This window comes from Clostridium sp. (assembly GCF_047718555.1).
Classification (GTDB): Bacteria; Bacillota; Clostridia; order Clostridiales; family Clostridiaceae; genus Clostridium_I.
Genome location: NZ_JBDNRK010000053.1, coordinates 1 through 22,070, shown reverse-complemented (window position 1 = coordinate 22,070; position 22,070 = coordinate 1). Strand labels below are relative to the sequence as shown.

Below are 22,070 nucleotides of genomic sequence, written 5' to 3'. Positions count from 1 at the left end.
AGTGCTTATACAAACCAAAGTAGCTTCGGCAAAATGGAGTACGTTGAACAGGGAATTGGACAACCTTATAGAGTTTTATAAGGTTTTGGCAACGGTGAAAGCTATTTTTAAGAATAAAAAAAATATAATTATAGGAATAGTATTAATTTTAATAGCAGTATGTTTTTTTTCGTATAAAAATTTCGTTGCAAATGAAGATGATAATCAGCCTGTACATGGAGTTGTTATATCTGAGAGTTCAAATGCCAGCGGTTCTAAGCAAACACAAAAAGATTCTAAAAGCATGGAGAGCAGTAAGGTTCAGGTAAAAATTACTTCTGGAAGCCATAAGGGAACAGTGCTTAGTTTAGACAACCTTGTAAATGATAAAACTTTTGATGAAACTCTAGCACATAAGGGTTCAGAGGTGCTTGTAAATATCGATGAGAATGATAATGGAAGCATAAAGAGTGCATACATATATGAAGTTGTAAGATATAAATACATATATATATTATTATTTGTTTTTGTTGGGTTACTTGCAATTATTGGCGGAAAAAAAGGAATAAAATCTATAGCAGCTCTACTATTGACAGGTGTAGTTATATTAAAAATTCTTATTCCATTAATAATAAGTGGTTTTAATCCTATAGTAGTATCTATTATACTATGTATAAGTGTCAGTATTTTAAATTTACTAATAATAAGTGGTAAAAATAAGAAAACTTTAGCTGCAATTATAGGAACTGTTGGTGGAGTTATTATAGCTGCGATTATAGGGATATCAATGAGCACCATTTTAAGATTGACAGGTTTAACTGATGATGAATTGCAAATGTTAATTTATATATCTCAAAATACCTCCTTTGATTTTAGAGGTCTACTATTTTCAGGGATATTAATGGGGGCTTTAGGTGCAGTTATGGATGTTAGCATGTCTATTGCTTCGGCAGTTAATGAAATCAAAGAAAACAATAAGGAGATTTCCACAAAAGAGCTTATAAAGTCTGGAATGAATGTGGGAAGGGACATTATGGGTACTATGGCTAATACACTGATATTGGCCTATGTAGGTGGTTCAATGTATATTTTAATGTTGGTGTCATCCTATAATTTACCTATGTTTAGAATTTTAGATCAGGATGTTATAGCTTCCGAAGTTTTAAAATCCTTAGCTGGAAGCATAGGGTTAATTTTTACTATACCTATCACGGCAGCAGCGGCGGCTTGGCTTTTTAGAGAGAAAAGCAAAAAATAGTATATTTAATTTAGTATTGTCAATAATTTAAGTATACATTTTATTGACAATAAAATATAATAGTAGTATAATCATAGCAAATATATTGAAATACTAAGTTAATATATAGCAATATTTTACCAGCATAGTAAAATGATTGATAAAAATATTGAGATGAGAGGTGTGCAAATGAAAATTTCCACGAAAGGCAGATACGGATTAAAAGCTATGATTGATTTAGCTTTAAATTCAGTAAATGATAGTGTTACTTTAAAAAGTATAAGTGAAAGACAAAATATATCTGAGGGATATTTAGAGCAGATTTTTGCATCCCTTAGAAAAAAAGGACTTATTCAAGGGAAAAAAGGTTCCCAAGGAGGATATATATTAGGGCAGTCACCAAGTGATGTCACTGTAGGTGATATTTTAAGGGCTTTGGAAGGCGAATTGAATCTAGTAGAATTTGATGAAACTAAGAATGAAGATAGAGTAGAGCAGTGTATTAACTATAATGTTTGGAGTAAGCTTAACAAAAGTATAAATGACATAGTTGATGCTATTACTTTAGAAGACCTAGTTATGAAGTATAATACACTTGCTAATGACGTATTTATGTATTATATTTAATAATAAGAGGTGATTTTCATGTCAAGAATTTTTAAAAATGTTACTGAATTGATAGGTAATACTCCTTTAGTGGAGTTATCAAAGTATGAAGATTTAGAAAAGCTTGAAGCAAAAATATTAGCTAAAGTTGAATATTTTAATCCAGCAGGAAGTGTTAAAGATAGAATCGGATACTCAATGATCGCCGATGCGGAAGAGAAGGGGCTCATAAATAAAGATACAATTATAATAGAGCCAACAAGTGGTAATACAGGTGTAGGTCTTGCGCTTGTATGCTCAGCAAAAGGTTATAAATTAATTTTAACTATGCCTGAAACCATGAGTATTGAGAGAAGAAAATTATTAAAAGCATATGGTGCAGACTTAGTTTTAACACCGGGTCCTGATGGAATGAAAGGTGCTATAAAGAAGGCAGAGGAACTTGCAGTAGAGTACAAGAATGCTTTTATTCCTCAGCAATTCAAGAATCCTTCTAATCCAGCTTATCATGAGAAAACTACAGCAGAGGAAATCTGGAAAGATACTGATGGTAAGGTTGATGTATTCGTAGCAGGAGTAGGTACTGGTGGTACACTTACTGGAGTAGCAAAAGTTCTTAAAGAGAGAAATCCTCAAGTTAAAATAGTTGCAGTTGAACCTTACGATTCACCTGTACTTGAAGGTGGAAAACCAGGACCTCATAAACTTCAGGGAATTGGAGCTGGATTTGTACCAGACGTTTTGAAAATTGATTTAGTTGATGAAATAATTCCTGTGAAGAATGAAGATGCTTTTGCTGTTACTAAAAAATTAGCTAGAGTAGAGGGCCTTTTAGTAGGTATTTCATCAGGAGCTGCTACTTATGCCGCTATAGAACTTGCTAAGCGACCAGAGTTTAAAGGAAAGAATATAGTCGTAATACTTCCAGATACAGGTCAGAGATATTTATCAATGACAGTTTTTGATTGAAGCAAGTTATTAATTCAGGTGGGGATTCTTTTACCCCATCTGAATTTTAGAACTGCAAATACATGGCTTACTTGGCGTTGAACTCCCACTTGAAGAAAAGCAGAGAACCAAAATCTTGGATTTTGTGTGAATCGCTTTCACAGAGTGCGTGGGAGACTTACGCCAAGTTAGTCAGGTTAAAATACTTGAAAAAGATAATAACACAAAAATATATAAATTAAATATGAATACATATGGCACAAATTTCAATTTGTGCCATATGTATTATGTTTTTAGAAAGGGTAGTGAGCAAATGAGTTATGATAAAAAATTAGTATACTTGGATTATGGCGCTTCTACTCCTATGAATAAAGAAGTTTTCAAGGAAATAGAGCCATATTTTTATACCTTTTATGGTAATCCTTCTTCAGTATCTTCGTTTTCGGAGCAATCAAAAATGGCAATTTTTAATGCCAGGGAGAGAATAGCTAAGGCTATCAATTGTAAGAGAAATGAAATTTATTTTACTAGTGGTGGTACAGAAAGTGATAATTGGGCAATAAAAGGAGCAGCGTTAAAGAATAGAGATAAGGGAAATCATATTATAACTACTGCTATAGAGCATCCAGCAGTGCTTAATACCTGTAAGTATCTAGAAGAATTAGGCTTTAAGATTACATATCTTCCAGTTGACAAGTATGGTATAGTAGATCTAGAAAGTATAAGAAATGCTATTACTGAAAATACTATTTTAGTGTCAATTATGTTTGCAAATAATGAAATTGGTTCAATACAACCAATTGGAGAAATAGGAAAACTTTGTAGGGAACAAGGAGTAATTTTTCATACGGATGCAGTTCAGGCAGCTGGGCATATTCCAATAGATGTTGAAGAAATGAATATTGATATGCTTTCTATGTCAGCACATAAGTTTTATGGACCTAAAGGTATAGGTATTTTATATATAAAACGAGGTATTAAGATAGATGGTTTTATTCATGGAGGTCATCAAGAGAGGGGTAGAAGAGCAGGTACAGAGAACACCCCGGGTATTGTTGGAATTGGGAAAGCAATTGAACTGTGCACCGCTAAGATGAGTGAGGAGTCAGATAGAATAAAAAAATTGAGAGATAAATTAGCAGAAGGTATTCTAGAAATTACGGGAACTGAACTTAATGGACCAGATTATGATAGGAGACTTCCTGGTAATCTTAATATATGTTTTAATGGTATAGAGGCTGAAATTTTACTTATGTCTTTGGATTTAAAGGGAATTTGTGCATCTGCTGGAAGTGCATGTTCGGCAGGATCTATAAGACCGTCTCATGTACTTTCTGCTATTGGTTTAAGTCCAGAAAAATGCAAAAGTTCTATAAGGTTTAGTATTGGAGAAGAAACATCAGAAGAGGATATTGATTATACTATTAGTACACTAAAAGAGATAATCAGCAGTATTAGGACTACTTAAAGAAGAGGTGTATTTATGAACAATAGAGTTGTAGTTGGTATGAGCGGAGGAGTAGACAGCTCAGTAACTGCATATCTTTTAAAAGAACAAGGGTATGAAGTGATTGGAGTGACAATGCAGGTATGGCCTGAGGATAAGGAATATGAGGAGAGAGAAGGTGGCTGCTGTTCTCTTTCTTCTGTGGAGGATGCAAGAAGAGTTGCTCATAAACTTGGAATACCTTTTTATGTAATGAATTTCAGAGAACTATTTAACGAAAAAGTCATTGAGCCTTTCATTGATGAATATCTAGTTGGAAGAACCCCAAATCCATGTATAGCGTGTAATAAATTTATAAAATTTGATGCCTTTTTAGAAAAAGCAAAATCTTTAGATGCAGATTATATAGCAACAGGACATTATGCTAAGATATATAAGGAAAAAGGAAGGTTTTTAGTAAAGAGATCAAAGGATGATAAAAAAGACCAGACTTATGTATTGTATAATATGACACAATATCAGCTTGAGCATACACTGATGCCCTGCGGAGATTATAGTAAGGACAGAATAAGGGAAATAGCAAAGGAAATAGGACTAAGTGTTCATAATAAAAAAGACAGTGAGGAAATTTGTTTTATTCCAGATAATGATCATGGATCCTATATAAAGAGGCAGAGACCACAAAAAGTTAAAGAGGGAAACTTTGTAGATAGCAATGGAAATATTTTGGGTAGACATAAGGGAATAGTATATTATACTATAGGCCAAAGGAAAGGGCTGGGAATTGCTCTTGGAAAACCTGTGTTTGTAAAAGATATAAATGTATTAAAAAATGAAGTGGTACTTGGCAATGAAGAAGATATATTTAAGACAGAGCTTATTGCAGATAAAGTTAATTTTATTCCATTTGATAAACTTGATTCTCCAATGAAAGTTCAGGCAAAAATAAGATATGCTTCTAAAGCTACGGCAGCTACTATATATCCTCATGACAATTCTAAGGTGAAGGTAGTATTTGAAAGAGGAGTTAGAGCTATAACTAAAGGGCAGTCAGTAGTTTTTTATGATGAGGATTTACTTTTAGGTGGAGGAATTATAGAAAAAATTCTTTGATTTATATTTCTTGCCTTTTAATATTACCAATGATATAATATTAATGTATCTAAGAGATTTAATATCATGAACAGAACATTCTCCTTTTTTTATCGGAAGTGTAATTTATGAGCTGTTAGATCCCTAATTCGAAAAAAGGAGGTATGTTTAAATGGCTGATAGAACGATTGTATGTAAAGATTGCAACAAAGAATTTGTTTTCACTGAAGGTGAACAAGAATTCTATAAAGAAAAAGGTTTTGAAAATGATCCTGTTAGATGCCCTGAATGCAGAAAAGCAAGAAAGGCACAAAGCAATAACAGAGGTTTCAGAAGATAGTTTAATTTGTTTATGTATAGCTGCTGATTTATCAGTGGCTATTTTAATTTCAGTAACAAAATTCTGTTCAAGTACCGGTATATGCTAAATCGTCTATTGCTGCAGCGAAGTATTGAGTAAGAGAATATAATGACATTTATTTATTATTAGGAATAATATATTTATTCTTTAAAATTGTAATGATATTCTGGAGTCCTGTTAGTAATTGGTTCTATTTCATATCCATTATTTCTATAATATTCTATAATTTCAGGCAGTGCTTTTATAGTATTAATGTTGTTTGAATTACAATGCATAAGAAGTATTATTCTATCACCTCCATGGTGGATTTTCCTAGCATTATTTACTAGTTGATGTACAGATAGATGAGGATTTACTCCATCTTCTATGCTTGCATTCCAATCATAAACTTTTAAATTATTTTTGTGAAGTTTTTCAAGCATTTCACTAGTAAGATGTTTCGCGCTACCACCTGGAAATCTTATGGAATTTGTATTTGATCCAGTAATTTCCTTTACTTTTTTTTGAGTATCCACCATTTCTTGAATAAATGTGTCATCGCTTTTATATATTTCTTTAAAATTATGAGAAAAAGTATGAAGCCCGATACTATGGCCTTCATTATATATTCTTTTTAATAAATCTTCTCTTCCACATATTTCTTTACCAACAACAAAAAAAGTGGCTTTTGCATTGCATTCCTTTAGAGTATCTAATAGATGATTGGTTATTATAGTAGGTCCATCATCAAAAGTAAGATATACAATCTTTTTTTCAACTGTAGTTTCTTCTGGAGAATTATTTAATTTTGCCTGAGCATTATTTATATAAATATATTGTACTAAAATTAATGTTGCTAAAAAAAATAATAAATTAATTTTGTATTTTTTTATATTGTACATGATTTCATCTTCCTTTATAATTTTCAAATTGATTAGCAAAAAACATAAAATTATATTTCTTATTATCCCTAGAAATATAAGAAAAATACTGCATTAAATTTTGATTATTTAGTAAAAGTTACTATTGATTTTCTAAAAATATATATCTTCATTTATATAAAATACAAGAGATAGTTTTGTTCGAAAATATATTAAATAAGATTTTTTATGTATGTTATAATAATAGATATAGATTTGAAAAATAGTACTCTTAAGTATTAATGTGACTGTATTTATTTGATCATATCTAAGTTAAGAATTTATTTAGGAGAAATAGTTTATGAAAGAAAGCATTTTAATTGTAGAAGATGAAGAGAGAATGAGAAAGCTTATTGATGCATATTTAAAAAAAGAAGGATACAAAACTTTGGAAGCTAAAGATGGAGTAGAGGCAGTAAGAGTTTTTGATTCTAATGAGGTGACCCTTATAATACTTGATATTATGATGCCTTTAATGGATGGATTTAATGTATGTAAATATATAAGAAAGAACTCTAATGTTCCAATAATAATATTAACTGCTAGGTCAGAAGAAGAGGATAAGCTTTTAGGCTATGAATTAGGTGCAGATGATTATGTAACAAAACCTTTTAGTCCTAAGATTTTAGTGGCGAAGGCAAAAGCACTTTTGAAGCGATATTATCCAGATAATGATCACAATAATAGCAATATGAGCCTTGATGGTGTTATTATTAATGAACTCAGTCATGAGGTTACAATTGACAATAAGGAGATATATCTTTCTCCAAAGGAATATGATCTTTTGCTATATTTTATTAAAAATAAAGGAATAGTATTAAGTAGAAACAAAATTTTAGATGTAGTGTGGGGTGTGGATTATTATGGTGATCTTAGAACTGTAGATACACATATAAAAAGATTACGAGAAAAACTTATGGATAAAGCCTATCTAATAGCTACAGTTAGAGGAAGTGGATATAAATTAGAGGTGAAAAGATGAATTTAAAGCATGGAATAGCTGTTAAATTGTTTTTTATAACACTTGCCTTCTTTGCACTTTTTATAAGTAGTATACTTATCTTTCAATCTTTATTTTTTCAAAAATTCTATATAAATAGAAAAATGGATACTTTGGAACAAAATGTAGAAAAGTTTAGGGAAACTTATAATAAAACAGAGGGAAGTACAAATATTTTACAATTAGCTAGAAATTTTGAAGACTCAAATAATAGTAAAGTGGCTGTGCTGGATAAGTATGGATATCTAAATTTCTTAGCTGGATCTGAAAGCAGAGAAGTGGAATCAGCTAGTGTAAGGGTTATAAGGCAGGTAATTGATAATTGGAATGCAAATCCTGGAGCATCTATGAATATAAGGAGAAGTGGCAAGAGCAGCACTTATATATTTGACAATACTGTTTATAATGTAAGAAATATAGTTTGCGTACTTCCCAATAATGAAAAAGGAGAGGTGATATTTGTTGTCTCCTCACTGCAGCCTGTTAATGAAGCATCATCAGTTATTAAAGAATTTTATGTATATATATATATAGCTGCATTAATTCTAATTATAATATTGTCATTTATATATTCAAATATGATTTCTAAACCTTTAATAAGTCTTAATAAAACTGCATCTAAAATGGTAAATTTAAATTTTTCAGAAAAATGTATTGTTAAAAGCGATGATGAAATTGGAAATCTTGGTAATACTTTAAATTTTCTATCTGAAAATTTAAATAGTGCAATGAACTCATTAAGAAAAGCCAATGAAAAATTAAAGAATGATATTGAGCAGGAAAGAAAGCTTGAAAAAATGCGTAAGGAATTTGTGGGAGGAGTGTCTCATGAATTAAAAACGCCTATAAGCCTTATAGAGGGATATGCAGAGGGAATTAAAGATAATGTATTTCAAGATGAGGATAAAGATTATTATATAGATGTTATCATAGATGAAGCAAAAAAAATGGGATCTCTTGTGACAGATATGTTAGATCTGTCACAGCTTGAAAGTGGTAATTTTAAATTAAAATGTGAAGATTTCTACATTGATAAGCTCATCAATTCTACTGTAAGAAAATATTATACATTGTTTAATGAGAGGAAAATTGATGTACATTTAAATTTAAATGATAATGTTTTAACCTATGGTGATTCTATAAGAATAGAACAGGTACTTACAAATTTTATCACTAATGCTATAAGGCATACAGAGAATAATGATAAAATCAGTATAGATATGAGGAAAAGTAGTGACAGGGCCTACATATATGTAAAAAATTGCGGTAATAATATTGAAAAAGAAGATTTGCCTAAAATTTGGGATAAATTTTATAAAATAGATAAGTCAAGAAATAGAAGTCTTGGTGGAACTGGCCTTGGGCTTGCAATAACAAAAAATATACTTATGCTTCATAAAAGTGATTTTGGAGTTGAAAATTTTAATGGCGGAGTAGCTTTTTATTTTTCACTGGAGCTTTCTAAGGAGGCTAGAATAGAAAAATTAAAGGTGTTAACCTAATTTTTAGGTTAACACCTTTAATTTCTTAGTTTAGTTATTCTGTCAATGTTAAAGTAAGAGATTCGGTACTTCCGTTTCTATAAACTTGAATATTTATTTTATCCCCAGCTTTGTGGGATGCTTTTATACTGTTTAGCTCATCAGTAGTTTTTATGGACTTACCATCAAATTTTGTAATTATATCATTTGCCTGTAAGCCTGCTTTTTCCGCTGGACTAGATGGATTTACCTGTATCACCGCTACCCCTTGAGGTACATTATTTTGCTGTGCATCAGAACTGGATATATCGCTGCAGGTAATACCAAGCATTAATATAGGCTTTGAAAGTGAGCTGATTTTTGGCTTAACTAAGTCTATTGGTATTGCAAAGCCTATACCTTCAACTCCTGTAGAACCTATTTTTGCACTATTTATTCCGATTACCTGGCCTAGAGAATTAACTAGTGGTCCACCGCTGTTACCAGGATTTATGGCTGCATCTGTTTGAATAAAGTTTTCTGTCTTAGAACTATCAACCTGAACCTGTCTGTTTAAGGCACTAACTATTCCAGAGGTAACTGAACCTAGAAATTCTTTTCCTAAAGGGTTACCGATGGCTACAACTTGATCTCCAACTTGAAGAGAACTTGAATTACCTAATTCAGCAACTCCAGGAAGTGTCACATTTCCTGTTAGTTTTATAACTGCTAAGTCCATAGCGGAATCGTAGTTTACAACTTTAGCAGGCACTTCTTTTTTATTGCTGAGAATTACCGTTATCTGCTGTGCACCACTTATTACATGATAATTTGTTAATATATAGCCATCGTTATTAAAGATTATACCGGAACCCATACCGTCTTCTTCTTGAGATCCACCGAAAAAATTACTGCTGCTGCTAACAGTGCTTTTAGTTGAAACTCCTACCACCGCTGGACTAACCTTTTTAGCGATTTCAGCTATAGTAAGTCCACCGCTGGTTGCAACAACTGGAGAAGCCTTATAGTTGCTATTATTAGAGGAAGCCTGTTGTGATAAATTTTCATACAAAGGGCTGGATTTAAAAAAGCTTGTTTTAGGAAGAACATATAGTGAAGCAATACCAGAAGCGGCACCGCCAAGTATAGTACAAATAAGACCTACAGCTACATAGGAGGCTATTTTTTTACCTTTACCCTTGTTATTTTTTTTATTTGTTGATGTGACTTCATAATCACTATCAGTAAAATTATTATGTGAACTCCCTTTATCAGTATTATCGTAATTTGTATCCTTTGATACGTTATAAGCTGAGTAATTTGAAATTGGCAATTCACTTGTTGAGTCTATATTACTAGTATTGTTTTCATTGTTTGAATTATTTTCATATTCATTCATTTGTGAAAACCTCCTTACTATGTTTAATTTCTATATCTATATAATAGATGTAGACTGTGACAATTTTATGACAGCTTTGTTAAATGGATATGACAATTATATAGTCTTATTAATTTACTTATTTTATCATAGTATATCTAAAAGTAAAGCAGATGCTTTTTAGTAGACTATTAGTACTATTGCAAATAAAGTTTGTTTAGGTATATTTATGATTAATTAGACATCATAATGTAAATAATTTATTTATAAAGAGGTGTTTTATATTAAAGAGTATAGTATAAATCTATATTTTAAGATAAAATTTATATGTGTTATAGCTATATAAAAACAATTAAGCGTGGTATAATTTATTACATGAGGTGAAGGGGATTGGATTTTTTAAAACAAATATTTAAAAAGGATTTGGTGAAGAGTTTATTATTTTTAATATGTATAGGTGTATTCCTATATATGATAAAAAGTATACTTAATTTAGTTTTATTGACATTTTTATTTGCTTATTTAATTAATAGTTTAGAGAATTTTGTAATAAATAAATTAAAAAAATATGTTCCTGTGAAAAAGGGAATAGTTACAATAATATTATATATAATTATCTTTGCTCTGATAATAATAATTTTATATAAATACATTCCCATAATAATATTTCAAAGCATAAGTATTATAAGGCAGGCAGAGGAATCCTATATGGAAACTGTTAAATACAACATACCAAATGGTTTAGGTAAGTTTTTATTTCCAATGATGGCTAAACTTGATATAAGGAACTATACACAATCCGGAATTGATATTGCAGTTCGTACCGCTGCTAATGTTGGCAAATGGGGCGGATATTCGTTTATAGCACTTATGCTCAGTCTGTTTTTTATATTGCAAAAGGAAGAAGTAATTAATTTTTTAAAGAAATTTGAAAATAGTAAAATTTCAGGTGTATACAAATATTGTGCATACTTTGGAAACAACTTCTTAAATTCTTTTGGTAAGGTTATAACAGCTCAAGTAATAATAGCCATGGTAAATACTATTATATCGGTAATTTTACTTACTATAATGGGTTTTCCTAAATTATTGGCATTGGGATTTATGATTTTTCTATTAAGTTTAATACCTGTGGCAGGAGTTATAATATCTCTTGTTCCTTTATGTTTAATTGCCTTTAAAATAGGAGGAATTATAAAAGTAGTCTATATTTTAATAATGGTAGCGATAATACATTTAGTAGAAAGCTATATATTAAATCCTAAACTTATGTCAGAAAAAACTAAATTACCTATATTTTTTACTTTTGTAATACTTATTGTATCTGAACATTTTATGGGAATATGGGGATTGCTTCTTGGAATACCACTCTTTATGTTTATAATTGAAATATTAGGGGTTAGGGTAGGAGAAGATTCCAAAAGACAATAAATAAATTTACAATATCAATAATAAAATTTGTTAGTGAAAACACTATTAAATTAATAAACGATTTAATGGTGTTTTTTATTATTATGCATATATATTTCATCTATGTAAAAGAATACAGAATAGATCAGGAAATTTACCTATGAAGATCGGCGGTTTTACATCACGGCAATTAAAATGGGTGTGGTTTGGAAGACCTATTGTAACTTATGGTAGTATTAAAGCTTATATGGACATAGTTAATATAGTGAAGGCAGTAAAGAACAATCTGAAGGCAGGAAATTGATATCGTATAAAAATATGAAAATTGTTGTTAAAAATTAGTTATGTCGTATAAAATAATGCCTAAAGCAAAAATGTATACTTTTGTAAGATAATCATACTAATGATTGCAGGCATTATTTTATAATTCATAGCTAACCACCAAGAGTAACATCCTGTTTACTATACCATTCCAATGCATTATCAAATTGGCTCTTTGAAAAATCAGGCCACATATCATCAATAACATAAAAGTCAGAATAAACACTTTGAACAGGTAAAAAACCACTTAGCCTTCTTCTACCGCCCCATCTAATAAGTAAATCAACTCTGCTTATGTCACGTGATCCTATGGTATTGTAAATGCTGTTTCTAGAGTTAACCTGTGTATTCTTAAGATTCATAAGATCCCATTCCCAACCATAGTTTACTAAAAAATTTATTTTCATACCACCTTTTCCAAAATTTCTTCTTGTAGTAAAAGGAAGTAATTCCTTTGGAAATATAGGAGAATCATAATTTCCAACTACTAATAGAGATGCATTTTCTCTTGAAAGCATTTCAACTGCTTTTACACAGGCAGCTATAAAGGCATTCTTTTGAACTGTTGGTCTTTTGGTATTATCTACAGTAAAACCATAAAAAGTGAGTTCTTTAACTCCAACTTCTTCGCAGCATTTAAACAATTTAACACCAGGAAGTAAGCCTTTATCGTAGCCCATTTCTTTTGTAAGTCCATTTTTTACTGCCCATCTTCTATTACCATCTGGAATGATACCAATGTGATTTGGAACCCTCATAATTTTCCTCCATCCTATAAACAAATTGTTAGTTATTTTTTGAAATACACTATAAAGACATTCTAGTAGTATATTTGAAATATTACAAGTACAAAGTAAAAAAATTCTATAAGTACTAGTTTGTATATTAATTTGTAATAATACTATAAATATATAATTTATAGTATTGCCAAATATAAAGTTTTATATAAAAATTTTTGTTTTATTATTGAATTTTATTTTTTAACTCTTACCTAGTATTATTCTAGCATATGATTTTTGATTTAGTATTTATTTATATAGCTTAACTTTAAATTTATTCATTATTCTAAGCTGCTTGATTTTAAAGGCTTTATATCATATAATAATAAATAATAGAATAGCAAAGACAGTTCGAAAGCCATCCTGTCTATAAACAAAACTATGGAAAAACCGTAGATTTACGGTGTTTTTTTATTGATGTTATAGAGGCAGATAATGTCTCTTTTTATTTTAATTCTAATAGTTAAGTTTTATAGAGCAGAGAATACGCTCTATTTTTTTGAGGTGAAATATGAAAAATATAGGAATAACTACTACAGTTCCAATTGAGGTACTGATGGCAGCAGGTTATGAAGTAAAAGACTTAAATAATATTTTTATTACAGATGAAAACTATGGCAAATATATAGATGATGCGGAGAAAGATGGCTTTCCCAGGAGTTCCTGTGCTTTTAAAAAAGGTGTCTACGGGGTTGCAGTTAAAACAGGGTTTAAGGAAATAATAGGAGTTACAGAAGGAGATTGTTCAAATACTAAAGCTCTGGAGGAAGTGCTCAGAATGAAGGGAGTTAGAGTTTATCCATTCGCTTATCCACAGAGCCATAGATTGGAAGATGTGAAAAGTTCTTTAGATAAATTTATGAATATCTTTAATGTATCTCTTGAACAAGTTGAGAGGATAAGAAGAAGATTAGTGAAAATCAGAAAGCTTATAAAAGAGCTAGATGAGTTGACTTATATTGAAAATAAAGCAACGGCAGTGGAAAACCATATTTATCAAGTAAGTGCTTCGGATTTTAATGGTAATTATAAAGAGTTTGAAAATGATTTGATTAACAAAATAGAGGAAATTAAAAAGAGAAAACCAGTGAAAAAAAAACTTAGACTTGGTTACATAGGTACACCACCTATGACTTTAGATTTATATGAATATGTAGAAAAGTTTAATGCAAGATTTGTATACAATGAAATCCAAAGAGAGTTTGCTTTTCCACGGGCTATAAATTGTAATAGTATATATGAGCAATATTATGATTATACTTATCCCTATGATGTGAAGTTTAGATTAGAAGAGATAGATAGGCAAATACATGAAAGGAAAATAGATGCACTTATACATTATACTCAGGCCTTTTGCTATAGGCAAATAGAGCACATAGTTATAAAGAATTCCATTAGTGTACCAATATTGAATATTGAAGGAGATAAATTAAATGTTTTAGATGAAAGAACAAAGCTTAGAATAGAGGCATTTTTAGATATGGTAATAGATTTGAAGGAGATAGGGTAATGAAAAAACTGGGAATAGATCTTGGCAGCAGGCAGGTTAAACTTGTAAAAATGGAGGATAATAATATAATAGAAAAGTTTATGATAAGTACCATGTCATTTTATAAAAACTATTGCAGCTATGATGGCAGGCTAATGGTTGATTTAGATAAACTTAATATAGGATATGTAGACATTGCTGTATCTACTGGATATGGAAGAAATAATACAGATATTAGATTTTTTAAACCTATAAGTGAAATTAAAGCACATGCTTATGGGGCAATGTATAATACTGGATTGAAAAACTTTATACTATTAGATGTGGGGGGACAGGATGTAAAACTTATAAGAGTTGAAGAGGGTATTATAACGGATTTAGAACTTAACGAAAAATGTGCTGCATCCTGCGGGCGATATTTAGAAAATATGGCAAATGTTTTAGAAGTTTCTATAGATTATATGTTTAAATATTATGAAAATCCTGTAGAACTAAATTCTACCTGTGCAGTTTTTTCAGAGTCTGAATTGATAGGAAAGATTGCTCAAGGTATTTCTTTAGATAGGTTGTGTGCAGGAGTAAACTATTCCTTATATAAAAAGCTTAAGCCTCTTTTAACAAAGTTTATGGGAAAGGTACTTATAATATCAGGAGGAGTTGCTAAAAATAAAGCCCTTAAAATTTATTTGAAAAATAATTATGAAAAAATAATAACTATAGAAGATGCTCAGTATAATGGCGCTATAGGCTGTTGTTACTATGGAGAAAAGTTTAAAAATAAAATTAATGTTTAGTATTAATATATTTTCAGAAAAATTCTTTGATGACATTAATTTAATATTAAGGTATAATATACTATATCATCTAAGATGAATAATAGAGGTGAGGAAATGTTAAATGATGATAAATTTGCATTAATTTTACTGGTTCAAAATTCCAATACTGTATTTTGTTATTTCAATATTTCTCCAGTGATAATAAAGATTTTTCAAGACAGATATGGAGAAGATTTTTGGAAAAATTCTAAGCCTGCTTTAAAAGTGTATGATACAACTAATAATACTTCAAGAGAGATAAAGACAATATATCTGGATCCCTTAGCAAATAATTGGTTTATAAATTTAGATAGAAGCGGCATTGATGTATTTGTAGAACTTGGTAGGATACTATCTAATGGTGAATTTATTCCAATTCTTGTATCTAACGTTGTAACTACTCCTAGAGATTATCAATCAAATAATTCTAATGTATATTATATTGATATTTCTAGAGACAATGAAGATGAAAATAATAAATCATTGAATGATGAAGCCAGCAATATATGTGATGATAAAAAAGAGCAGCCTTATTCATTTATGGATGAAAAAAAAAATTAGTAATTACCCAGATATGATAATATATTCCGATTTATCCCAAAACGATTTTCTGAAAGAATATATAGAAAAGTGTTTAGACAAATATTCTAGTTTTTCTAGTTTTACAATTAAGGGGAATTTTTTTAAGGAGGAATAAGTGTGCAAAAGGGATATGTATCCATAGTTCTGCATAGTCATATGCCTTATATAAGGCATCCAGAAATTATAGATCCAATGGAGGAAAGATGGCTATTTGAGGCAATAAATGAATGTTATATACCATTAATTCAAGTGTATGAAGGTTTAATCAGAGATAAAATAAACTTTAAGATTACAATGTCTATAACTCCTCCACTTATGTCTATGCTTCAAGATGAATATCTTAACGAAAGATATACTGAGTATTTGAAGAAGTCTATAGAGCTTACGGAAAACGAATTAATAAGAACAAAAGATAATGAAGAACTGAATAAGTTAGCTAAGTTTTATAATGATAGATTTAATAAATTAATGAAAACATATCAGGATTATGATTGCAATCTAATGAATGCATTTAAAAAGTTTGACAAGCTAGGATGTTTGGAAGTAATAACTTGTTCTGCTACTCATGCATTACTTCCATTAATAGCAATAAATCCTGAAGCAGTAAGGGCTCAGCTTGCAACTGGAATTCAGTCATATATTGATACCATGGGTCATAGTCCAAATGGTATATGGCTTCCAGAGTGTGCTTATACTTATTCCTTGGATTCAGTGCTAAAAGAGTTTAATATAAAATATTTTATTGCCGAGAGTAAAGCTTTACTATATGCGGATCCAAAACCATTGTATGGTACAGCGGCTCCGATATCAACACCAAATGGAGTCTGTGCATTTGGAAGAGATATGGATTCCTCCTATCAGGTGTGGAGTGATTTTATTGGGTATCCTGGTGATGAGAATTATAGGGAATTTTATAGAGATATTGGTTTTGAATTACCTATGGATTATGTTAAACCATATATTAATGCAGCTGGAATAAGGCTTGATACTGGAATAAAATATTATAAAATAACAGGAAATACTGAAAAAAAACAGTATTACAATAGAGAAAGAGCTATGGAAAAGGTAAGAGAGCACGCTGCTCATTTTGCTAAATGCAGGCAGGATCAGATTAGGGGATTGAGCGAACATATGGAGGTTCCACCTATAATAACTTGCCCTTATGACACAGAACTTTTTGGACACTGGTGGTTTGAAGGACCTGACTTTATAGATGCCTTTATAAGGGAGGGTTCCAAAGAGAATTATTGTTATGATTTTATCACTCCATCTGAATATCTGATGAATAATTCTAAAGTTCAATGTTGTAGTCCTAACCCATCAAGTTGGGGTGAAAACAGTGATTATTCAGTATGGATAAACTCTTCAAACCAATGGATATATAAAGATTTGCATAGATGTGAAGAAATAATGATAAGGCTTGCAAATACTTATAAAAGCCCAAGTGAATTACAGACTAGAACTTTAAATCAAGCGGCCAGAGAGCTTATGCTGGCAGAGTCCTCTGATTGGCCATTTATTATAAAAAATAACACCACTGTAGAATATGTAATTAAGAGAATTAACACCCATATAGATAGATTTACAAGGTTGTATGATAGTATTAGTAAAGACACTATTGATATAAAATTTTTAGAAAAGATAGAGGCTTTAGATAACATATTTCCACATATAAATTATAAAATTTATGAAACATAAAAGAGAATATTAATATAAAAATATCTAATTAAATATTATAAAAACACTATCAAAGACTATTTAAGTTTAATAATTTGATAGTGTTAATTTTTAATTAAGAAGAATTACCAATAAAACTTTAAATAAAATTTTATTTATAAACGGCCTAATTATAAAAATTATTAATTTCTATTTTTAGCCACTTCAATATTAACTCTTCTATTATTAAATTTTTTACCGCTAGTATTTTCTAGTACCAATGGTACTTTATTTTCATTTACATCCACAAAGGAGAATTTATCCAGTATATCAATGCTTCCTATATAATTTGAATTAACATTAGAAGTATGATCTATAAATTCCAAAAGTGATTTTATGTTTATTCCATCCCTGCGACCTATGGACATAAATAATCTTACTGAATTTTCTGCATTCAATGAATCTTCATTGTATTCCGTGGATATTTCTTTGTCCAGTGTATTCTTTAAAAGAGCAGCAGCAATTTGAGCTAGAGAATATTCTTTACTTAAGTCCTCTATAATTGGTTCAAACTTTTTATATTCTTCAGTATCAAGAATATTTGTAACTTTATTTACAATATTTTTGGATTTAATATTTATTATATCCTGCATAGTAGGTACTGTTTTCTTAGTAATTTTACTCTTTATATCTTTTTCTATTTGTCTCAATTTTATAAACTCTTTTTTAGTCACAAGACTTATAGCTGTACCTGATTTGTTAGCTCTTCCTGTTCTGCCGATTCTATGAACATAAGATTCTGTATCTTGAGGAAGTTCATAATTAATTACATGAGTTATATTTTCTACATCAATTCCTCTTGCAGCTACATCTGTTGCAGCAAGGAATGTTAAATGACCATTTTTAAATTTGCTCAAAGTAGAAAGTCTTTGTTTCTGCTTCATATCACCATGCATTCCCTCTATGTTATATCCTTTTGAGCTCATGGTACTCACTAATTCATCAACACTTTTTTTTGTTCTACAGAATATAATAGCACACTCTGGTTCATCGATATCTAAAATTCTGCATAAAGATTCAAGTCGTGCATTATTGTGAACCTCATAATAATATTGATCTATTTTAGATACTGTCAATGATTTTTTTAGTATCTGAATGTGTTTTACATCTTCTTTAAGATAGTTTTCGGCTAATTTTTTTATTGGCTTTGGCATAGTCGCGGAAAATAGCAGTGTTTGTCTTTCACTATTAGTACTATTTATAATTTCCTCAATGTCATCGATAAAGCCCATGTTTAGCATTTCATCTGCCTCATCAAGTACCAAATACTTTAAATCACCGAGTTTTAATGTTTTTCTTCTTATATGGTCTAAAACTCTTCCTGGAGTACCAACTATAATGGACACATCTTTCTTTATAGCGGATATTTGCCTATCCATAGATTGACCACCGTAAATTGGTAATGAACGAACTCTATCATATTTAGAAAGTCTTCTTAATTCTTCATATATTTGAATTGCCAATTCCCTTGTAGGAGTTAATATTAATGCTTGAACAGACTTTTGGGAGGTATCAATTTTGCTAATGATAGGAGCTCCGAATGCACAGGTCTTTCCTGTACCTGTTTGTGCCTGACCAATAATATCAAAGCCTTCCAGTATAACAGGAATACTTGCACTTTGTATTTCAGAAGGATTTTCAAAACCCATATCAGTTATGGACTTTAAAACTGTATCCTTCAATTCAAGTTCAGTAAATTTAATGTTTTTCATCAGTTATCCTCTTTCTTTAATTAATTTAACAACTCATGATATCACATAATAGTGGAATTATCAAATTATTTTATAGATGTTAAGTTATTTGTAGTTAAATCTAAGCTATAAGCTGCGCCTGTATTTGTGTCTACAAAATACCATCCAAGGGTATTACTATGATTATCAGCTGAAGTACTATTACCAACACTAGTAAGGGCTTGAAAAACATAATATTTATTGTTATCTTTTTCTTGGAGATGATCATAGTTTACGGTGACCTCTGAATTATTATCAATTTTAGCTTTTAATATACTTGAAGCCTTCTCAACAGTTATACTATTTCCTTTAGAATCACTAGAGGATGTATTTAGATTATTTGATGAGCTAGGATCAGAAGTATTAATTGCTGGCTTAACATCTGAATTACTTTTAGTACTAATGTTTTTACTATCATTAATATTTGAATTGTTATTTTGAATTACTACATTGGATGAATTATTATTTTGAATATTAGAGGCAGTTGCACTATTAGTAGAATTAGCTTTATTTTGCGTATTATTTTCAGCACTTGTTTCATTTTTTGTAGTATTTACAGTTGAGTTAGTGGCATTGTTTTCAGCAGTTAAATTTGAAGTATTCGTAGTATTATTTTCTGCCTTTAGAGTTGAAGAATATCCTTTTGATGTTTTTGATGATAATCTAAATATAATAAAAAGTGATAATGTACACAGTATTATAAATATAATAAAAAAAGGTAGTAATTTTATTTTTTTATTTTTATGTCTTTTAACTCGTGTCATTGAATATACCTCCATAGAATTTTATAATAAATAGTTTAATTTATATCAGTAATAAACATTATACAACTAATTTTACTATATTTTTATAAAAAACACATAAAAATTTTGTAATTAAAAAAATCAAAACTAAAAAGTCCCATTTGTACATAGGTAAATAACATAAAATATGATATAATGAAAGTTATTATTAATGGCAAGGAGATTATATGAATAGAGGAATTATTGATTTTAAAGAAACTGAGCTCAGCAATGGACTGAAGCTCATAACTATAAAAAAATCTACTGATTTGTTTTCAGTTCATGCAGGAATAAAAATAGGATCCATATATGAGAAAAAAGATGAGAAGGGAATAGCACATTTTGTTGAACATATGCTTTTTAAGGGCACTAAAACTAAGAGTAATGAAGTACTTAATAATGAATTTGAAGGTATAGGGGGAGAGTATAATGCCTATACCGATTATAACTGTACCGTGGTACATGCAGCTGGCTTAAAGGAAGAACTTGAAAAAGCATTGGTTTTGATATCAGATATGCTGATTAATTGTAATTTCCCAGAAGAGGAAGTTGAAAAGGAAAGAGAAGTAATATTAGCCGAAATCAGAACTAGTATGGATGATGTAGAGGATTACAGTTTTAAAAGAGCTCATGCGGTTGCCTATAAAAATAGTCCTCTTAAATATGAAACTATTGGGGAAGAGGGAACTGTAAAAAAATTCACAAGAAGAGATATTTATAATTTTTATCATAAATATTATGTTCCTAATAACTGCTGTATTTCTATTGTGTCTTCCTTAGAACACGAAGATTTAATTAAGCTTGTTAAAAATTATTTTGAAAAATGGTTAAGAAGGGATTTTAGTGTTAAAGATATTATTGTGGAAAATAATATTCCTGTTAAAAAAATAACTTTTAAAGATAATATAGAACAGAGCAGTATTATATACATTTTTACCTTCCATAGTTTAGATAAGAAATCAGAGTTGGCACTTAAAATACTAAATCATAAGTTTGGTGAAAGTGCAAATTCAATTTTGTTCAGAGAATTACGAGAAAAAAGAGGTCTAGCCTACGATGTATATTCAGAATTGGATACCAGCAGCTTTGTTAAAAGCTTGTATATATATACCGCTGTAGGAAAAGAAAATATAGAAAATACTATAACTTGTATAGATAGTTGTATAGAAAAAATTAAAAATGAAGAATTTTTATTTGACGTTGATACCATAAATTTAATGAAAAAGGTGTTGAAAACAGCAGTTGTATTAACTATAGAGGATACTTCAGAATTATGTAATTATGTGTTACATCAAATAATAGAAAAAGAGGATATATATAAGTTTTTAACGGATATGAAGGATTTAAAAGATATAAAAAAAGAGGATATATATGAAGTTGCCAGGACGGTGCTAAAGAACCCTACAATTCATATATTGTTGCCAAAAGAGAGTGATATTTTTGAAGGATAAAATAACTAAGATAGAACTACAGAAAAAAAGAAAAGACAGGGTTAATATATATATAAATAATGAATACAGTTTCTCTTGCAGTGCTGAATTGGTTTTTTCACATTCTTTAAAAAGGGACATGGATATAGATAAGGATTATTTAGAAAAAATTATAGATGAGGAAAACTATATTAAATGTAAAAATGATGCCCTTAAATCTATAGAACGAAGTTATAAAACTGAAAAAGAAATAATTACAAAGCTAATTCAGAAAGAGTACAGCGAGAAAAATATAAATAAGGCTATTGAATTTTTAAGACAATATAAATTTGTGGATGATTATAGGTATGTTGATTTATATTTAAAAGAAAGAATGAAAAAACAGGGAAAAAAGAAAATAAAATATGAATTATTGAAAAAAGGTATTGAAGAAAACATTATAAATGATAAGCTTGATAGTATTAGTGGTGAGTGTGAAATTTTTAATATGGATATACTAGCTAGAAAAAAATATAGTATTTTGATAAAAAGTGAAGATAATTCATTTAAGATATACGGTAAACTATTTAATTATCTTTCCAGATTAGGTTATAATAATAGTATGATAAA

General features: G+C 29.7%; 21 protein-coding genes. 16 read left to right on the top strand and 5 right to left on the bottom strand.

Annotation, left to right across the window (positions count from 1 at the left end; translation table 11 throughout):
* Positions 1-67 precede the first annotated feature (67 nt).
* The 6 genes from ABF633_RS16730 to ABF633_RS16705 all read left to right on the top strand — a co-directional run bounded on the left by ABF633_RS16730 (position 68) and on the right by ABF633_RS16705 (position 5,649).
* Complete coding sequence (locus ABF633_RS16730) at positions 68-1,237, top strand: YibE/F family protein (RefSeq protein ID WP_415525111.1); 1,170 nt, start codon at positions 68-70, stop codon at positions 1,235-1,237.
* Positions 1,238-1,405: 168 nt separating this feature from the next.
* On the top strand, positions 1,406-1,843 hold the full coding sequence (locus tag ABF633_RS16725; protein WP_415525099.1) for an RrF2 family transcriptional regulator: 438 nt from the start codon (positions 1,406-1,408) through the stop codon (positions 1,841-1,843).
* Between the two features lie 18 nt (positions 1,844-1,861).
* Complete coding sequence (cysK, locus tag ABF633_RS16720) at positions 1,862-2,791, top strand: cysteine synthase A (RefSeq protein ID WP_415525097.1); 930 nt, start codon at positions 1,862-1,864, stop codon at positions 2,789-2,791.
* Between the two features lie 292 nt (positions 2,792-3,083).
* Complete coding sequence (gene nifS / locus ABF633_RS16715; RefSeq protein WP_415525095.1) at positions 3,084-4,238, top strand: cysteine desulfurase NifS; 1,155 nt, start codon at positions 3,084-3,086, stop codon at positions 4,236-4,238.
* 15 nt (positions 4,239-4,253) lie between these two features.
* Complete coding sequence (gene mnmA, locus ABF633_RS16710; RefSeq protein WP_415525093.1) at positions 4,254-5,330, top strand: tRNA 2-thiouridine(34) synthase MnmA; 1,077 nt, start codon at positions 4,254-4,256, stop codon at positions 5,328-5,330.
* Between the two features lie 151 nt (positions 5,331-5,481).
* Positions 5,482-5,649, top strand: coding sequence for a zinc-ribbon domain-containing protein (locus ABF633_RS16705; protein WP_415525091.1), 168 nt, complete (start codon positions 5,482-5,484; stop codon positions 5,647-5,649).
* A 161-nt stretch (positions 5,650-5,810) separates the two neighbouring features.
* On the opposite strand, the gene ABF633_RS16700 is transcribed toward ABF633_RS16705, so the two are convergent.
* The gene (locus tag ABF633_RS16700; protein ID WP_415525089.1) at positions 5,811-6,551 is read right to left on the bottom strand and encodes a polysaccharide deacetylase family protein; all 741 of its coding nucleotides are present in this window, start codon (positions 6,549-6,551) and stop codon (positions 5,811-5,813) included.
* Between the two features lie 319 nt (positions 6,552-6,870).
* On the opposite strand from ABF633_RS16700, the gene ABF633_RS16695 reads away from it, so the two are divergent.
* Positions 6,871-7,551, top strand: a complete 681-nt coding sequence (locus tag ABF633_RS16695) for a response regulator transcription factor (RefSeq protein ID WP_415525087.1) — start codon at positions 6,871-6,873, stop codon at positions 7,549-7,551.
* Positions 7,548-9,071 carry an ATP-binding protein gene (locus ABF633_RS16690; RefSeq protein WP_415525085.1) on the top strand — a complete coding sequence of 508 codons (1,524 nt, stop codon included), beginning with the start codon at positions 7,548-7,550 and terminating at the stop codon, positions 9,069-9,071. The genes ABF633_RS16695 and ABF633_RS16690 overlap by 4 nt, the downstream gene beginning before the upstream one ends.
* 34 nt (positions 9,072-9,105) lie before the next feature.
* Here the strand turns inward: ABF633_RS16690 and ABF633_RS16685 are convergent, their stop codons facing one another.
* Positions 9,106-10,428 (bottom strand): S1C family serine protease, encoded by a 1,323-nt coding sequence (locus ABF633_RS16685; protein WP_415525083.1) that lies wholly within the window; start codon positions 10,426-10,428, stop codon positions 9,106-9,108.
* Between the two features lie 369 nt (positions 10,429-10,797).
* Between ABF633_RS16685 and ABF633_RS16680 the strand changes: the two genes are divergently transcribed.
* Positions 10,798-11,838 (top strand): AI-2E family transporter, encoded by a 1,041-nt coding sequence (locus tag ABF633_RS16680; RefSeq protein ID WP_415525081.1) that lies wholly within the window; start codon positions 10,798-10,800, stop codon positions 11,836-11,838.
* A 139-nt stretch (positions 11,839-11,977) separates the two neighbouring features.
* Positions 11,978-12,121 (top strand): DUF3189 family protein, encoded by a 144-nt coding sequence (locus tag ABF633_RS16675; protein ID WP_415525079.1) that lies wholly within the window; start codon positions 11,978-11,980, stop codon positions 12,119-12,121.
* A gap of 130 nt (positions 12,122-12,251) precedes the next feature.
* Here the strand turns inward: ABF633_RS16675 and ABF633_RS16670 are convergent, their stop codons facing one another.
* Entirely contained in the window at positions 12,252-12,896 is a 645-nt protein-coding gene (locus ABF633_RS16670) for an undecaprenyl diphosphate synthase family protein (protein ID WP_415525077.1), read from the bottom strand.
* 532 nt (positions 12,897-13,428) lie between these two features.
* On the opposite strand from ABF633_RS16670, the gene ABF633_RS16665 reads away from it, so the two are divergent.
* The 4 genes from ABF633_RS16665 (at position 13,429) to ABF633_RS16650 (ending at position 17,501) form a co-directional block, all read left to right on the top strand.
* On the top strand, positions 13,429-14,427 hold the full coding sequence (locus ABF633_RS16665; RefSeq protein ID WP_415525075.1) for a 2-hydroxyacyl-CoA dehydratase family protein: 999 nt from the start codon (positions 13,429-13,431) through the stop codon (positions 14,425-14,427).
* Positions 14,427-15,200: an acyl-CoA dehydratase activase gene (locus tag ABF633_RS16660; RefSeq protein ID WP_415525073.1), complete on the top strand. Its 774-nt coding sequence runs from the start codon at positions 14,427-14,429 to the stop codon at positions 15,198-15,200. Before ABF633_RS16665 ends, ABF633_RS16660 begins: the two co-directional genes overlap by 1 nt.
* Before the next feature lie 96 nt (positions 15,201-15,296).
* On the top strand, positions 15,297-15,782 hold the full coding sequence (locus ABF633_RS16655) for a DUF4912 domain-containing protein (protein ID WP_415525071.1): 486 nt from the start codon (positions 15,297-15,299) through the stop codon (positions 15,780-15,782).
* Between the two features lie 138 nt (positions 15,783-15,920).
* Positions 15,921-17,501, top strand: a complete 1,581-nt coding sequence (locus ABF633_RS16650) for a glycoside hydrolase family 57 protein (protein ID WP_415525069.1) — start codon at positions 15,921-15,923, stop codon at positions 17,499-17,501.
* Between the two features lie 161 nt (positions 17,502-17,662).
* On the opposite strand, the gene ABF633_RS16645 is transcribed toward ABF633_RS16650, so the two are convergent.
* A complete protein-coding gene (locus ABF633_RS16645; RefSeq protein ID WP_415525067.1) occupies positions 17,663-19,231 on the bottom strand; it encodes a DEAD/DEAH box helicase in 1,569 nt (522 codons plus the stop codon).
* A 65-nt stretch (positions 19,232-19,296) separates the two neighbouring features.
* Positions 19,297-20,013: a hypothetical protein gene (locus ABF633_RS16640; protein ID WP_415525065.1), complete on the bottom strand. Its 717-nt coding sequence runs from the start codon at positions 20,011-20,013 to the stop codon at positions 19,297-19,299.
* A gap of 206 nt (positions 20,014-20,219) precedes the next feature.
* Between ABF633_RS16640 and ABF633_RS16635 the strand changes: the two genes are divergently transcribed.
* Both ABF633_RS16635 and recX read left to right on the top strand, forming a co-directional pair.
* A complete protein-coding gene (locus ABF633_RS16635; RefSeq protein WP_415525063.1) occupies positions 20,220-21,482 on the top strand; it encodes a M16 family metallopeptidase in 1,263 nt (420 codons plus the stop codon).
* The coding region (gene recX / locus ABF633_RS16630) for a recombination regulator RecX (RefSeq protein ID WP_415525061.1) at positions 21,472-22,070 on the top strand (599 nt) is incomplete at its 3' end. The genes ABF633_RS16635 and recX, both read left to right, overlap by 11 nt.